The 14,931-nt window shown below is 70.6% G+C and carries 16 protein-coding genes; 8 read left to right on the top strand and 8 right to left on the bottom strand.

The annotated features are described in order from the left end of the window. Nucleotides 1–98: 98 nt before the first annotated feature. Complete coding sequence (locus tag ABG085_RS14265) at nucleotides 99–1,517, top strand: NAD(P)/FAD-dependent oxidoreductase (RefSeq protein ID WP_347976381.1); 1,419 nt, start codon at nucleotides 99–101, stop codon at nucleotides 1,515–1,517. Nucleotides 1,518–1,548: 31 nt separating this feature from the next. Here the strand turns inward: ABG085_RS14265 and ABG085_RS14260 are convergent, their stop codons facing one another. Beyond that, nucleotides 1,549–2,157 carry an NAD(P)H-dependent oxidoreductase gene (locus ABG085_RS14260; RefSeq protein WP_347976380.1) on the bottom strand — a complete coding sequence of 203 codons (609 nt, stop codon included), beginning with the start codon at nucleotides 2,155–2,157 and terminating at the stop codon, nucleotides 1,549–1,551. A gap of 141 nt (nucleotides 2,158–2,298) precedes the next feature. On the opposite strand from ABG085_RS14260, the gene ABG085_RS14255 reads away from it, so the two are divergent. The 6 genes from ABG085_RS14255 (at nucleotide 2,299) to ABG085_RS14230 (ending at nucleotide 8,198) form a co-directional block, all read left to right on the top strand. After that, entirely contained in the window at nucleotides 2,299–2,793 is a 495-nt protein-coding gene (locus ABG085_RS14255) for a DUF427 domain-containing protein (RefSeq protein ID WP_347976379.1), read from the top strand. Nucleotides 2,794–2,925: 132 nt separating this feature from the next. Then, on the top strand, nucleotides 2,926–3,486 hold the full coding sequence (locus ABG085_RS14250) for a PadR family transcriptional regulator (protein ID WP_163619164.1): 561 nt from the start codon (nucleotides 2,926–2,928) through the stop codon (nucleotides 3,484–3,486). A gap of 118 nt (nucleotides 3,487–3,604) precedes the next feature. Continuing rightward, a complete protein-coding gene (locus ABG085_RS14245; RefSeq protein ID WP_347976378.1) occupies nucleotides 3,605–5,305 on the top strand; it encodes an AarF/UbiB family protein in 1,701 nt (566 codons plus the stop codon). A 153-nt stretch (nucleotides 5,306–5,458) separates the two neighbouring features. Next, nucleotides 5,459–6,316 (top strand): SDR family oxidoreductase, encoded by an 858-nt coding sequence (locus ABG085_RS14240; protein ID WP_347979208.1) that lies wholly within the window; start codon nucleotides 5,459–5,461, stop codon nucleotides 6,314–6,316. A gap of 182 nt (nucleotides 6,317–6,498) precedes the next feature. Next, on the top strand, nucleotides 6,499–7,584 hold the full coding sequence (gene gnd / locus ABG085_RS14235; RefSeq protein WP_347976377.1) for a phosphogluconate dehydrogenase (NAD(+)-dependent, decarboxylating): 1,086 nt from the start codon (nucleotides 6,499–6,501) through the stop codon (nucleotides 7,582–7,584). Then, the gene (locus ABG085_RS14230; RefSeq protein WP_347976375.1) at nucleotides 7,581–8,198 is read left to right on the top strand and encodes a GyrI-like domain-containing protein; all 618 of its coding nucleotides are present in this window, start codon (nucleotides 7,581–7,583) and stop codon (nucleotides 8,196–8,198) included. Before gnd ends, ABG085_RS14230 begins: the two co-directional genes overlap by 4 nt. Before the next feature lie 70 nt (nucleotides 8,199–8,268). Here the strand turns inward: ABG085_RS14230 and ABG085_RS14225 are convergent, their stop codons facing one another. The 4 genes from ABG085_RS14225 to msrB all read right to left on the bottom strand — a co-directional run bounded on the left by ABG085_RS14225 (nucleotide 8,269) and on the right by msrB (nucleotide 11,167). Next, nucleotides 8,269–8,472, bottom strand: a complete 204-nt coding sequence (locus ABG085_RS14225; RefSeq protein ID WP_026059428.1) for a cold-shock protein — start codon at nucleotides 8,470–8,472, stop codon at nucleotides 8,269–8,271. A 556-nt stretch (nucleotides 8,473–9,028) separates the two neighbouring features. Next, nucleotides 9,029–9,997 (bottom strand): hypothetical protein, encoded by a 969-nt coding sequence (locus tag ABG085_RS14220; protein WP_347976374.1) that lies wholly within the window; start codon nucleotides 9,995–9,997, stop codon nucleotides 9,029–9,031. Nucleotides 9,998–10,148: 151 nt separating this feature from the next. Next, nucleotides 10,149–10,703: a peptide-methionine (S)-S-oxide reductase MsrA gene (msrA, locus tag ABG085_RS14215; protein WP_347976373.1), complete on the bottom strand. Its 555-nt coding sequence runs from the start codon at nucleotides 10,701–10,703 to the stop codon at nucleotides 10,149–10,151. Further along, nucleotides 10,700–11,167 carry a peptide-methionine (R)-S-oxide reductase MsrB gene (gene msrB, locus ABG085_RS14210; protein WP_347976372.1) on the bottom strand — a complete coding sequence of 156 codons (468 nt, stop codon included), beginning with the start codon at nucleotides 11,165–11,167 and terminating at the stop codon, nucleotides 10,700–10,702. The genes msrA and msrB overlap by 4 nt, the downstream gene beginning before the upstream one ends. Before the next feature lie 123 nt (nucleotides 11,168–11,290). Here msrB and ABG085_RS14205 point away from each other — a divergent pair, with 123 nt between their 5' ends. Further along, nucleotides 11,291–11,803, top strand: coding sequence for a metallophosphoesterase family protein (locus tag ABG085_RS14205; RefSeq protein ID WP_347976371.1), 513 nt, complete (start codon nucleotides 11,291–11,293; stop codon nucleotides 11,801–11,803). Here the strand turns inward: ABG085_RS14205 and ABG085_RS14200 are convergent. From ABG085_RS14200 to ABG085_RS14190, 3 genes are all read right to left on the bottom strand, one after another. Further along, nucleotides 11,766–12,356, bottom strand: a complete 591-nt coding sequence (locus ABG085_RS14200) for a hypothetical protein (protein ID WP_347976370.1) — start codon at nucleotides 12,354–12,356, stop codon at nucleotides 11,766–11,768. The two genes, ABG085_RS14205 and ABG085_RS14200, sit on opposite strands and share 38 nt — an antisense overlap. Further along, nucleotides 12,353–13,216, bottom strand: coding sequence for an endonuclease/exonuclease/phosphatase family protein (locus ABG085_RS14195; RefSeq protein ID WP_347976369.1), 864 nt, complete (start codon nucleotides 13,214–13,216; stop codon nucleotides 12,353–12,355). Before ABG085_RS14195 ends, ABG085_RS14200 begins: the two co-directional genes overlap by 4 nt. Before the next feature lie 73 nt (nucleotides 13,217–13,289). Beyond that, on the bottom strand, nucleotides 13,290–14,792 hold the full coding sequence (locus ABG085_RS14190) for a SulP family inorganic anion transporter (protein ID WP_347976368.1): 1,503 nt from the start codon (nucleotides 14,790–14,792) through the stop codon (nucleotides 13,290–13,292). Between the last annotated feature and the right edge of the window lie 139 nt (nucleotides 14,793–14,931).

The raw sequence follows: 14,931 nt of genomic DNA, 5'->3' as shown, positions 1-14,931 counted from the left end.
GACGCGACGGATGCCGTGATCTGCGCTATGCTCGCCGGCCACGCCGCGCGGCGGCATCCGTCTCGCCTGTGTCGCGGGACGCGGCTACGTTGGGGCGCATGACTTCGCGCGAGTACGACCTCATCGTGATCGGTGCCGGCCCCGTCGGCGAGAACGTCGCCGACCGGGCGACGCAGGGCGGGCTGTCGGTCGTCGTCGTCGAGAGCGAGCTCGTGGGCGGCGAGTGCTCGTACTGGGCGTGCATCCCCTCGAAGGCGCTGCTGCGTCCAGGTGCGGCGCTGCGGGCCGCGCGGGCGGTCGGCGGAGCCGCGCAGGCCGTGACCGGCACGATCGACGTGGCGGCGACCCTGCACCGCCGCGATGAGCTCGTGCATCACTGGGACGACACCTCCCAGGTCGACTGGCTGCACGGGGCGGGCATCGATCTCGTCCGCGGGCACGGGCGGCTCACCGGGGAGCGCGAGGTCACCGTGACCGACGCGGACGGCGTCGAGACGGTGCTGGTCGCCCGCCACGCGGTCGCCGTGTCCACCGGTTCGGCGGCACTGCTCCCCGACATCCCCGGCCTGCGCGACGTGCAGCCGTGGACGAGTCGCGAGGCCACCGGCGTGCAAGACGTGCCGGCATCCCTCGTGGTGCTGGGCGGCGGTGTCGTCGGCAGCGAGATGGCGACGCTCTTCACCTCGTTCGGCGCCACTGTGACGGTCATCGCGCGGTCCGGCCTGCTGGGCGGCGTCGAGCCCTTCGCGGGTGAGGCGGTCGCGAAGGCGCTGACGGATGCCGGAGCCGTCGTCCGCACCGGCGTCGAGGTCGAGCGCGCGTCGCGCGACGGTGACGGCGATGTCGTGCTGTCGCTGTCGGACGGCTCGGAGGTGCGCGCGGCCGAGGTGCTGGTCGCCACAGGTCGTGTGCCCCGCACCGCCGACATCGGTCTCGAGACCGCCGGGCTCGAGCCCGGTTCGTGGCTCGACGTCGACGACACCCTGCGCGTGCGCGGCGTGGACTGGCTCTACGCGGTGGGCGACGTCAACCACCGCGCCCTGCTCACGCACCAGGGCAAGTACCAGGGGCGTGCCGCCGGCGATGTCATCGCCGCGCGTGCGCAGGCGGCGGAGGTCGACGATGCTCCCTGGGGCGCCCACGTCGCGACGGCAGATCACTCCGCGGTGCCGCAGGTGATCTTCACCGATCCCGAAGTGGCGTCGGTCGGGCATACCGAGAAGTCCGCACGCGCCGCAGGGCTCGACATCCGCGTCATCGACTATGACCTCTCGTGGCTCGCGGGTTCGAGCGAACTGGCCGACGACTACCGCGGGCGGGCCCGCGCGATCGTCGATGAGGAGCGGCGCGTCCTCGTCGGGGCGACCTTCGTCGGCCAGGACGTCGGCGAGATGCTCCACGCGGCGACGATCGCCGTCGTGGGCGAGGTGCCCATCGAGCGCCTGTGGCATGCGGTGCCGTCGTATCCGACGATCAGCGAGGTGTGGCTGCGCTGGCTCGAGGAGTTCGGGCGCTGAACGCGCCGACCCCGGGCGGCGGCGCCCGCGATCACTGCGGCGGCGCGGGGTACGGGCGCTCCTTCAGGAGCCCCGCGAGATGGGCGGCGTTGCGGGCGAGGGTCTTCGTCGTCGACGCGACCTTCTCCGGAGTCTCGGGCAGGTCCTTGTAGTCGGTGGTCTGCATCGCCTCGCCGTTCCAGTAGACCCCGCCCTGCGAGGGGATCGTGAAGCCGACGTCGCCGAGAGCCTGGTAGAGGTCGGCCGTGATGGCGTGCGCGCCGTCCTCGTTGCCGACGACGACCGTCACCGCGACCTTGCCCGCGAGGATCGCGCGCCCCTCGTCATCCGTCTCGGACAGCTCGGCGTCGAGGCGCTCGAGCACGCGCTGGGCGACGCTGGACAGGTGTCCCATCCAGGTGGGCGTGGCGAACACCAGGATGTCGCTGGCCAGCACCTTCTCGCGGATCCCCGGCCACTGGTCTCCGTCGCCCATGTCGGCTTCCACCCCCGGCCGCACGTCGAAGTCGACCACCCGGATCTGCTCGCCGGCGACGTCGTGGTCGGCGAGGGCGTCGAGGACCTGCTGGGCGAGCAGTTCGCCGCTCGAGGCATCCGGCGAGGTCTTGAGGGTGCAGTTCAGTGCGAGTGCGCGGAGCATGTCGATTCCTTTCGCGTCGTGGGGCACGCTACGGAACCCGCGGCGTCCTCGGCGAGGCCTTGACAGGGTCACCCACAGGTGAGTGGCGGTCGCGCCGGGGTAGCCTTGCCCTCCAACCGCTGCTCCCTCAGGAGGTGGCACATGAGGCCCGAGCCATCGCCGGTCGGCCCTGGCCAGGAGTCCGTCTGGGACTACCCGCGTCCGCCGCGCGTCGAACACGTCGCCCGACGTGCCGTGATCCGCCTCGGCGGTGAGGTGATCGTCGATACGGACGATGTCGTCCGCGTGCTCGAGACGAGTCATCCGCCGGTCTACTACCTGCCGATCTCCGCGTTCGCCGCCGGCGCACTGACGCCGGGCGAGGGATCGTCGCACTGCGAGTTCAAGGGCGGCGCCCGGTACTTCGACGTGCGCGGCGGGGGTCAGCTGCGGCCGCGCGCGGCGTGGACGTATCCGAGCCCCGCCGAGGGGTTCGCGTCCCTCGAGGGCCGGGTGGCCGTCTACCCCCGCGAGATGGACATGTGCGCGATCGACGGCGTCGAGGTGCTGCCGCAGCCCGGCCGGTTCTACGGCGGGTGGATCACCCCGGAGATCGTCGGGCCGTTCAAGGGGGAACCCGGCTCCATGGGGTGGTGACGCTCGGCGCCGTCCCCGCTGAGGCATCCGTCATCGCGATCTGCACAGGGAACACCCAGCCCGATCCCTTGTCGAGCGATATATCGCTAGGTATCGTCGGCATATCGGCACACACTCGTTCAGGAGGTCGTCATGAGCGGTTCGTTCCCCGGATTCGGTTCCCGTCCCAGTGGTCAGGGATCCGGTCTGCCCGGCAGTCTGTGGGATGCCATGGACCAGTTGAAGGATGCCTTCGAGCGCGGTTTCTCGCCGCGCGTCGGGCGCGGCGACGTGCGGGCCGCGGTGCTCGCGATCCTCGCCGAGAAGCCCATGCACGGCTACCAGATCATCCAGGAGATCGAGGCGCGCAGCGACGGCGCCTGGAAGCCCAGCCCGGGATCGGTGTACCCGACCCTGCAGCTCCTCGCCGACGAAGGCCTCGTGGCCGCGGAGGAGGCGAACGGCAAGAAGACGTACTCGCTCACCGAGGCGGGACGCGCCGAGGCTGCGGCCGCCGACGGACAGTCCGCGCCGTGGGAGTCCTTCGGCTCCCGCGACACGGGGCGCACCAGCGCCCTGCCCAAGGCGGGCGCCAAGCTCGCACAGGCGGCCGCTCAGGTCGGACGCGGGGGCACGCCCGAACAGGTGGCGCAGGCGGTCGAAGTGCTGGACGAGGCGCGGCGTAAGCTCTACTCGATCCTCGCTCAGGACTGACGGGCCGGCCGGGTGCCGGCACAGCACCACGACCCGTGCGCCCACCGGCGCACGGGATTCCGGGCGGCCGGGATCGCGGCACCACTGCTGACCTGATCCGCACCGCCTAGGAGCTTCGATGGCCGACGTCGGGAACCCGCGCGCCCGCTACCGCCGGATCCTGCGGTTCGCCGGGCGCTACATGGTCCAGGCGTGGTGGTACGAACTGTTCCTGCCCCGGTTCGGGTTCGGAGCACTCGCCGCCCGCGGCCGCACCCGCAGGCTGCGCACGATCGCGCGCCGCTTCCACGTGCTGGCGGTCCAGTACGGCGGGCTCATGATCAAAGTGGGCCAGTTCCTGTCGTCCCGTCTCGACGTGCTGCCCCCCGAGATCACGAAGGAGCTCGAGGGCCTGCAGGACGAGGTTCCCCCGGTCGCCTTCCCGGCCATCCGGGAGCTCGCCGAGGCGGAGCTCGGCGTGCCGCTGAGCCGCGCGTTCGAGTGGGTCGATGAGACACCGGTGGCCGCGGCATCCCTCGGCCAGGCGCACCGCGCGCGATTGACACCGGCCGACGCCGCCGAGACCGGGTTCGCGGACGTCGTCGTCAAGGTGCAGCGGCCCGGCATCGAGGCGATCGTCGACGTCGACCTCGCCGCGCTCCGGCGCGTGGCCGGCTGGCTCAGCCGGGTGAAGGTCGTGCGCGACCACGTCGACCTGCCGCAGCTCGTGGAGGAGTTCGCACACACCAGCCGCGAGGAGATCGACTACCTCCACGAAGCCCAGAACGCGGAGCGGTTCGCCGCCGACGTCGCCGGCGACCCGCGCGTCGAGGCCCCTGAGATCGCCTGGGAGCGCACCACCCGCCGCGTGCTGACGCTGCAGGACGTCACCGCGATCAAGATCAACGACATCGAGGGCCTGCGGGCGGCGGGGATCGACCCGGCCGCCGTCGCGGTCGAGTTCGCCAACGTGATGTTCGATCAGCTGTTCCTCCGGGGCTTCTTCCACGCCGACCCGCACCCGGGCAACATCTTCGTGACCCCGGTGACGCGCGCAGCCGGCGACCCCCGGCATCCGTGGACCCTCACCTTCATCGACTTCGGGATGATGGGCGAGGTGCCCGACACGCTGCGGCACAGCCTGCAGCGGCTCATGATCGCGGTGGCCTCGCGCAACAGCCGGCAGATGATCGACAGCATCCGGGCGGTCGGCGTGCTGCTCCCGTCCGCCGACACCATCGAGCTCGAGCGCGCGATGACCACGCTGTTCGCGCGCTTCGGCGGCATGGGTTTCGCGGAGCTGCAGCAGGTCGACCCGCGGGAGTTCCGCGATTTCGCGAAGGAATTCGGCGACGTCGTGCGGTCGCTGCCGTTCCAGCTTCCCGAGAACTTCCTGCTGATCATCCGGGCGGTCTCCCTCACGAGCGGGATGTGCAGCTCGCTCGACCCGGCATTCAACGTCTGGGATGCCGTGGAGCCGTATGCCGATCGCCTGCTGAAGGACGAGCGGGGCAACATGGGCAGAGCCGTCGTGCAGGAGGCGGCGTCGATGGCGGGCGTCGTCGCTCGGCTGCCGCGGCGGCTCGACGACATGGTGACGCGGATCGAGGATGGCCGGCTCGTCGCCGACGTGCCGAAGCTCGACCGCTGGCTGAGGCGTCTCGAGCGGATGGGCCGCCGCGTCGTCTCGGCCGTGCTGTTCGCCGGCCTGCTGATCAGCGGAGCGGTGCTGCGTGCCGAAGATCTCACGGTCGGCACGGTGCTGATGATCGCGTCACTGCTTCCGCTCCTGCACGCCCTGTTCGCGGGCTTCTCCGGCCGCCAGGGGCCGCAGGGCTGAGCACTGCGGCCGTGTCCGGTCGGCGACGGCGAGCCGGGTGTAACCGGTCTGCCGCGAGCGCGCAACCCCGGAGCGTGGACACGGCCTTCTGCTTAGCGTGACGGCATGGCTACCGACACACGAGACCAGTACACGTTCACCAACCCCGCTGAGATGTACGCCGCCTTCGATCCGAAGAAGCAGCATCAGCCGGAACCGGGCCTCGACGCCGAGCTGGAGCCGAAGGCCGATCTCGGCGAGGAGACCTATCGCGGCTCCGAGCGCCTCGCCGGCCGCAAGGCGCTCATCACCGGTGCCGACTCGGGCATCGGCGCCGCGACGGCCATCGCCTTCGCTCGCGAGGGCGCCGACGTGGCGATGTCGTACCTCCCGGAGGAGGAGAAGGACGCCCAGCGCATCGCCGGGCTCATCCAGGACGCCGGCGTCACGGCACTCACGCTGCCGGGCGACCTGCGCGACCCCGGCTACTGCCGCGACCTCGTCGCGCGCGCCGTCGACGGGCTCGGCGGACTCGACATCCTGGTGAACAACGGCGGCAAGCAGGTCTTCAACGAAGATCTGGCGACGCTCGACGACGACCAGTTCGACGACACCTTCAAGACCAACGTCTACGCGATGTTCTGGATCACGAAGGCGGCTCTTCCGCACCTGAAGCCCGGCTCGACGATCATCAACACGACCTCCATCCAGGCCTACAAGCCGTCGGAGATCCTCGTCGACTACGCCTCGACGAAGGCGACGATCAACGCGTTCACCAAGGCGCTGGCGCAGCAGCTCGCCCCGAAGGGGATCCGCGTGAACGCGGTCGCGCCCGGCCCCATCTGGACTCCGCTGCAGGTGACCGAGGGACAGCCGCAGGAGAAGATCGAGAGCTTCGGCGAGCAGACGCCGCTGGGTCGCGCGGGCCAGCCCGCCGAGCTCGCGCCGGCGTACGTGTTCCTCGCGTCCGCGGAATCCAGCTATGTCGCCGGTGAGACGCTCGCGGTGACCGGCGGATCGCCGACCCCGTGACGGTGTCCCGCGCGAGCGGCGGGCGCAGGTCGAGATCCGCCGAGGATGGCGCGGGACCGCGGCGGCGGCATCGGTCCGAGCCGGCGATGGTCGCAGGCATCGGCCGGTGCACCGCCGCTGCTCTCTAGACTGCGAGAACGGATGGTCGAGCCTCGGCTCGACGGACGAGTGGAGGAGCGGCGATGCAGCTGGGAATGGTGGGCCTCGGCCGGATGGGCGGCAACATCGTCCGGCGTCTGATGCGAGACGGCCACGAATGCGTCGTGTACGACGTGAGCGCGGATGTCGTCACGGGCCTGGTGGCGGAGGGCGCCGTGGGCTCGGGAAGCCTGGCGGAACTGGTGGCGCAGCTCGAGGCGCCGCGTGCGATCTGGCTGATGATCCCCGCAGGGCTGACCGGGAAGGTCGTCGACGAGGTCTCCGCGCTGCTCGAGCCCGGCGACATCATCATCGACGGCGGCAACTCGAACTACCGCGACGACGTGCGGCGCGCGGCGGCGCTGAAGGGCACCGGCGTCCACTACGTCGACGTCGGCACGAGCGGCGGCGTCTTCGGGCTGGAGCGGGGGTACTGCCTCATGGTGGGCGGTCCCGACGAGGCGTTCCAGCGCATCGAGCCGATCCTCCGGACCATCGCGCCCGGCAGCGGCGAGGCGGGCCGCACACCCGGCCGCACCGGAGACTTCGCCCCCGAAGAGCTGGGCTACCTCCACTGCGGGCCGTCCGGCGCCGGCCACTTCGTCAAGATGGTCCATAACGGCATCGAGTACGGCGTGATGGCGGCGCTCGCCGAAGGACTGAACATCCTCGAGCACGCGGATGCCGGGGTGCAGGAGGCCGAGCACTCGGCAGAGGTCGCCCCGCTGGAGGAGCCGGAGTTCTATCAGTTCACGATCGACACCCCGAAGGTCGCCGAGCTGTGGCGGCGGGGATCGGTGATCTCGTCGTGGCTGCTCGACCTGACCGCGGCGGCGCTCCAGGGCAATCCGACGCTCGAGGGCCTTGCGGGGCGGGTCTCGGACTCCGGTGAAGGCCGCTGGACGGTCAAGGCCGCCGTCGACACCGGGGTGCCGGCTCCGGTGCTCGCGGCATCCCTGTTCGAACGCTTCGCCTCGAGGGACGAGGACCAGTTCGCCAATCAGGTGCTGTCGGCCATGCGGCTGCAGTTCGGCGGGCATCAGGAACTGCCGGCGGGCGATGTGCTCGAAGCGGGCGGACGCAAGTCGGAGTCCTCGAGCGGCGGGTCCGCGCAGGTCGGTCCGGCGTGACGAAGGTCGACCTGAAGAAGTCGATCAGCGCCTACACGGCACCGCGCGGGGCGTTCGAGATCATGGACGTGCCGCCGATGCGGTACGTCATGATCGACGGCCATGGAGACCCGAACACCTCGGAGGAGTACGGCTCCGCGGTCGGAGCGGTGTTCACCGTCGCGTACAAGCTGAAATTCCTGAGCAAGGTCGAGCTCGGTCAGGACTACGTCGTGATGCCGCTCGAGGGGCTCTGGTGGTCGGAAGACATGACCACGTTCACGACGGCGCGCGACAAGTCGCGCTGGAGCTGGACGATGATGAGCCTCGTCCCCGAGTGGATCGAGATGTCGCACTTCGAGCGGGCGCGGGAGGCGGCGGCCGCGAAGGCTGCGTCACCGGCTCTGGAACAGCTGCGCATGGCGGAGCTGAGCGAGGGGACGTGCGTCCAGACGCTTCACGTCGGCTCGTACGACGACGAGGCCCCGGTGCTCGACGAGATGCACCGCCGATTCATCCCCGATGCGGGCCTGCGCATGCGGGGGCTGCACCACGAGATCTATCTGGCGGATCCGCGGCGCACCTCAGCGGAGCGCCTGCGGACGATCCTGCGCCAGCCGGTCGAACCGGCGTAGCCGGTCGAGCGGCCGGATGACTGTCGGCAGTCAGCCGGGGCCGAAGAGATCGGCCCCGGCTGACGACAGATCAAAGCGGCCGGATGTTCGCTGCCTGCATGCCCTTGGGGCCACGCTCGGCGTCGAATTCGACCTTCTGGTCCTCGCGGAGCTCCTTGAAGCCCTCGCCGGTGATCGCGCTGAAGTGCGCGAACAGGTCGGCCGAACCGTCGTCGGGAGCGATGAAGCCGTAGCCCTTCTCCGAGTTGAACCATTTCACGGTGCCAGTGGCCATCGTGTCTTTCCTTCTTTTTCGTGGGCCGTGTGAACGGCCGCGGGTGCCACTCGCGCGAGCGCGCAGTGGACGTGTGTGGCGCGCATGATGCGCGGGTGCGACGGTGTGCGAGGCGAACGACGCGGCGACCGCCGCGGACGCCTGCGGGTGCGTGGAGTGCACGCCGAGCGGCGACCCGAGGGCGCTCTGTGCCTCGAAGCCGTGGGAGCCGACAGCGACGAATCCGGCATACTCGCCGGCGGCCGTCGCGACGAAGACGTCGGGGTCGGCCTGGTGCCAGGCGAGCACGGGATGTGCTGGTGCTGCGGTGGAAGTGACGGAGGTCAAAGGAACTTTCAGAAGGTGCGCCTTCACGAGGAGGAGAGGGGCACGGAAATCGATGGGAGTGAAGCCGCACTCGGCGGTGGACGTCGGAAGCTCTGCATTCCTCGTTGATGGCAGAGGATGTCGACAAAACAGCCCGATCGGGCGTTCCAGGTTAGCACGCTCGTCTGTCCAGTGCCGACGTGTGGGTACCGGAATCGACGGAGCCGAGGAATCTGCGTTCCCGCGGGGCTTATTTCGCACGCCCGCCGGTGGTGCCCGCCGCCGGGGTCGAGCCCGCGACCGGAGGGGTTGCGGCCGGCGGTGCCGCCTCCGACCCGTCGCGGGAACTGCGGGAGATGAGGTTGGTCGCCCACCGCTCGTTGAAGCCCGCGAGGAATCCGACGGAACCCCAGAAGAACCAGCTCTCGACCCGTCCCTCGGGGATGGTGAACACCGTCGCGGCCAGGATCCCGCTCTTGAGGAGGAACACGACCGCGGCAGCGAAGAACCACCCGAGGAAGATGCGGTAGCGCGCGGCGCCTCCGGCGGCGACCTCGATCGGGAGATCGCCCAGCTTGTGCATCCGCAGGAGCACGCTGACGCAGGCTCCGGCGGCGCCCGCCCCCACGGCGACCAGCACGTCCCGCAGTGCATCGGCCTGTTCCGTGGGAATCGGCCCCCCTCGCCAGAGCGTGATGACGGCCGCACCGCCGCCGCCGATCAGCCCGAGAACGAGGAAGGTCAGGATGACGCCGCCCAGCAGGCCCCGCGCGTACCTGCGCCGCGCGAGCTCGCCCTCGCGGCGCTTCAGGAAGTCCTCCGCGTAATCGAGTCGGGCCACGAGCGCCGCGATGTCGGCAGCCGGTGATCCCGGGCGGGCGAAGCCCTGCGCCGCGATCCGCACTGCTTCGCGCACGAGCTCGTCCAGCGTCGCGATGTCGTCGCCGCGCAGCACGAATTGCCCGCGCAGGAGCACCTCGTTCAGACGGCCGAACTGTCGAGGCGCATATGCGGCGACCTTGCGCGCCGCCGCACGGAAGTCGGCGTCGTCGCTGCGCAGCAGGCCGATCGGCGGTTTCTGGAGGGCCCGGCGCTCACGCTCGGCCGCTCGGGATCTGGCGGCGTTCGGAATGCGTGCCAGCTGGATCGCCGACCACGTCGCCCAGGATGTGTCACCGATCCATCCCGTCCGCAGGGGCGCTTGCGCTGCTTCGGCCACGATCGCTCATCTCCTTGCGCCGCGTACTGGTGGCGATGCTGACATGAGGAGACGGCGGGAGGCTCAGATACACGGATGCCGCGACCCGTCGGGTCGCGGCATCCGTCGTCGTCTCGTGCCTGCGGAGCCCGGTCACCGACCAGGCCCGTCGTCACGCGGTGGCGTCAGCGCGCTTGGGCAGCACCCAGCCGGCACGCGGGAAGTGGCACGTGTAGCCGTTGGGGATGCGCAGCAGGTAGTCCTGGTGCTCGGGCTCGGCCTCCCAGAACGGGCCCGCGGGCTCGATCGTGGTGACGGCGTTGCCCGGCCACAGCCCCGACGCGTCGACGTCGGCGATGGTCTCGCGGGCGACCTGCTCCTGCTCGGGGGAGAGCGGGAAGATCGCCGAGCGGTAGCTCGAGCCGATGTCGTTGCCCTGGCGGTTCAGCGTCGACGGGTCGTGGATCTGGAAGAAGAACGCGAGGATGTCGCGGTACGTCGTCTTCGTGGGGTCGAAGACGATCTCCACCGCCTCCGCGTGACCCGGGTGCTTGCGGTACGTCGCGTGCGCGTTCTCGCCGCCGGTGTAGCCGACGCGGGTGTCGAGGACGCCCGGCTGGCGGCGGATGAGGTCCTCCACGCCCCAGAAACAGCCGCCGGCGAGGACTGCCGTCTCGGTGCCGGGGGTGCGGGTGATCTCGCCGGTGTCGAAGGGACCGCTGGTCATGATGTGTGCTCCTGGTTCTGGGCGGTGAAGAGGTGTCGGTAGGCGCCGTAGCCCTCGTCGTCGAGCGACGAGGCGGGCACGAAGCGCAGTGCGGCCGAGTTCATGCAGTATCTCAGGCCGCCCGCCTGCCGTGGGCCGTCGGGGAAGACGTGACCGAGATGGCTGCCGGCGCCCGACGACCGCACCTCGGTGCGGGGCAGGAGCAGCTTCCAGTCCTTCTTGGTCTCGACGGCGTCCGGCTCGATCGGCTTGGTGAAGCTCGGCCATCCGGTTCCACTGTCGTACTTGTCGGTCGATGAGAACAGCGGCTGGCCCGAGACGACGTCGACGTAGATGCCGGGCTCGTGGTTGTTCCAGTACTCGTTGCGGAAGGGCGGCTCGGTGCCGTCCTCCTGCGTGACGTGGTACTGGGTGTCGGTGAGGCGGCTGAGCGCCTCGGGAGTCTTGCGGTAGTCGTTGCTCACGATTCCTCCTCGGATGACGTCGCTGGCTGCGGCGTCATAGAGGAAGAACGGATGCCGCACCGGTTTTGGTCCCGCGAACCTGAGAGCGAGCTTCGAGTTCTCCAGACCCGCGAGAATCGGTCCATGGCGACACGGCTCCTGCTGATCTCCGACACGCACATCCCCGGGCGTGCACGGCGTCTCCCCGATGCCGTACTCGACGCCGCCGACGCCGCCGACCTGGTGATCCACGCGGGCGACTGGGTCTCGGCATCCGTGCTCGACGAACTCGCTCGCCACAGCGAGGTGCTCGGCGTGTGGGGCAACAACGACGGCCCGGATCTGCGCGCCCGCCTGCCGGAGGTGGCACGCCGCACGATCGAGGGCGTGCGGTTCGCCGTGGTGCACGAGACGGGGCCGTCGCAGCGACGCGAGCCGCGGATGGCGGCGGCGTTCCCCGACACGGAGGTGCTGGTGTTCGGCCACAGCCACATCCCGTGGGACACCGTGGCGCCCGGCGGCCTGCGGCTGCTGAACCCCGGGTCGCCGACCGACCGCCGCCGCCAGCCCGCGCACACGATGATGACGGCCACGGTCGACGCCGGCGAGCTGCGCGACGTCAGGCTCGTGGAGCTCGCTCCCGCTCCACCAGCCTGACCCCCGCGACGACCAGGCCGGCGACGATCGCGCCCAGCCCGCCGGCCGCCATGTCGCCGATCGTGTCCTGGTAGCTCACGAAGATCGTGGGGTCGACGAGCGTCTTGCCGGCCCATTCCGCCATCTCCCAGACGGCGCTGAGCGACAGGCCGAGACTCGTGACCACCACGATCGGCGTGACGGGGCGGGTCGTCGGTGCGAGGGGCGCCGGCACGACTGCCAGCCTCGCCAGCACGACGTAGGCCGTGGCGGCGAGCACGCCCGTGCAGACGAAGTGCACGACGAGGTCCCATCCCGGCACCGTCTCGTAGAAACCGAGCACGTTGCTCCAGGCCGCGACGAGCACCGTGAGGCAGAAGACGACGTCGAATGCCGGGCGCACGCCGACGAACCGGGGAACGACCAGCGCCAGCAGCGTCAACGCCAGGATCCCGGCGTCCGATGGGCTCCACCAGACGAAGGCCGCGACGACGCTCAGCGGCCCGAGCAGGCGGACCGCGTCGGCCACCCACTCGGCCACGTCCTGCGGCGGCCTGAGGAAGCGCGCCTTCACGCGGCGTCCTGCCGCGCCGGGACACTCACGACGGCCTGGACCGGAAGATGGTCCGACGGCCACACGCCGCGGTGCCGGAAGGTGTTGATCGCGGCCCGCTCCACCCGCACGTCCGGTGTGACGACGATCCAGTCGATCCGCGGGCGCGCGGGACGCGGCGGCCGGTAGTGGGCGAACGTGCCCACGGATGCCGTCACCCGGCGAGCCGCGGCGGTCCAGGCATCCTGCAGTCCGCCGTCGTCGAGCAGCGCGCGCAGGGTGCGGGACGTCTCACCCGCGTTCAGATCACCGGTCAGGATGCTGGGACCCCGGCCTGCCATCGCCCGGAGCACGTCGACCGCGCGCACGCGCGAGCGCGGGGAGAAGGGATCGAGGTGCGTGTTGAGCGCGGTGAGCGCGACTCCCGTGCGGCGGTCGAGGAAGCGAGCCGTCACCACGATGCGGGGGATGAGGTTGCCCCACGAGCGGGAGCCGGCGGCGCGCGGGTGATCCGAGAGCGCGCTCTGCTCCCAGTCCAGGAGTTCGAGGCGGTCGGCGTCGAAGAAGACCGGGCAGCCCTCCCCGGCCCCGCGCGGGCCGTGACCCCGGCCGACGAACCGGTAGCGGGTGCCCAGCGCGCCGAGCACGGCCGCGGCCTGATCCGGCATCACCTCCTGCATGCCGAGGATCGTCGGCTGCTCCGACTCGAGCAGGGCCCGAACCGCGGGCGCGCGATGCCGCCAGCGGTCCGCCCGGCGCCAGGAGTGGCCGCTTATCCGCCGCCGGATGTTGAAGGTCATGACGTGCAGGGCGGGAGGTTCCACGGGTCCGACGACAGGCACGGCGGGCTGCGCGTCGACCGTCGTGTCTCGTCGGTGCATCCCTCACCGTAGGCAGATCGCGCAGCGAGGCGGGAGGGGCTTGCGTCCTGGCTGCTCTCTGGGCACCAGCCCCTCACACAGAGCCGAGCCCACCGCTCAGCCGGCCGTGGAAGGACGCCGCGGCGTCGCTCATGCCCTCGAGCGTGACGGTGGTGCCGCGCTGCTCGTACTTCGTGACGATGGCGTCGAGTGCGGCGACGGTCGAGGCATCCCAGACGTGCGTGCGCGACAGGTCGATCACCACATGCGCCGGATCGGCGGCGTACTCGAACTGCGTGGTCAGATCGTTGCTCGATGCGAAGAAGAGCTCGCCGTCGACCCGGTACCGCGCGGTATCGCCGTCGACCGTTCGGCTCACGGTGGTGAAGTGGGCTACCCTGCGGGCGAACAGCACCATCGCGGCGAGCACCCCCAGCACCACGCCGATGGCGAGGTTGTGGGTCCAGACGGTGGCGACGACCGTCACGAGCATCACGAACGTCTCGCTCAGCGGCATCCGCTTCAGCGTCGCGGGCCGGATGCTGTGCCAGTCGAACGTCGAGACCGACACCAGGATCATCACGGCGACGAGCGCCGCCATCGGGATGAGGCCGACGATGTCGCCGAGGGCGACCACGAGGACCAGCACCCACACCCCCGCCAGGAACGTCGAGATGCGGGTGCGGCCGCCCGAGGTCTTCACGTTGATCATCGTCTGGCCGATCATCGCGCAGCCGCCGGTGCCGCCGAAGAACGCCGAGGCGATGTTCGCGACGCCGAGGCCCCACGCCTCGCGCGTCTTGCGGGAACGGGTGTCGGTGATGTCGTCGACGAGCTTCGCGGTCATCAGCGATTCGAGGAGGCCCACGAGCGCGGCGGCGAAGGCGTAGGGCGCGACGATCTGGAGGGTCTCCCACGTCAGTGGCACCTGGGGGATGAGCAGTTCGGGAAGGCTGCGCGGCAGCTCGCCCTGGTCGGCGACGTTGGGCACGGCTGAGAGCCCGAACACGACGACGGCGGCCGTCAGCAGCACGATCGCGATGAGCGGTGCGGGAATGGCGCGCGTGATCCGCGGCCAGACGAACAGGATGCCGAGGCCCACGGCGACCAGCACGTACACGGCCCACGGCACGTCGATCAGCTGCGGCACCTGCGACAGGAAGATCAGGATCGCCAGCGCGTTCACGAACCCGACCATCACGCTGCGGGGGATGAAGCGCATGAGCCGCGCGACTCCGAGCACGGCGAAGAGCACCTGGATGACACCCGCGAGCACGATCGTGACGATGAGGTAGTCCGAGCCGTGCTCGCGTGCGACCGGGGCGATGACGAGCGCGACCGCACCGGCGGCGGCGGTGATCATCGCGGGGCGCCCGCCGGTGAACGCGATGACGACGGAGAGGACGAACGACGAGAAGAGCCCGACCCGCGGATCGACGCCGGCGACCACCGAGAACGCGATGGCCTCGGGGATGAGGGCGAGAGCCACCACGAGTCCGGCGAGCACCTCGCGGGTGAGAAGGCGGGGCCGGTGCAGCGTCTGGAGCACGGTGGGCTCGCTGCGGTAGCGATCGGCGGATTCGGCGACGGTTGACACGGGTGACGACTCTAGCCGCGCGGGATCCGCCCGCGCCTGTATCCAACACCGCGGGGGATCTCAAGGGCCTGCCGGGGAGGCGGGCCACCCGGCAGACTCGCGGCATGGATTCCACGGACTCTCACGCGCTCCCGGATGC

It is taken from the genome of Microbacterium sp. ProA8 (assembly GCF_039905635.1).
Lineage (GTDB): Bacteria > Actinomycetota > Actinomycetes > Actinomycetales > Microbacteriaceae > Microbacterium > Microbacterium chionoecetis.
This window is presented reverse-complemented; position numbering and strand designations above follow the sequence as displayed.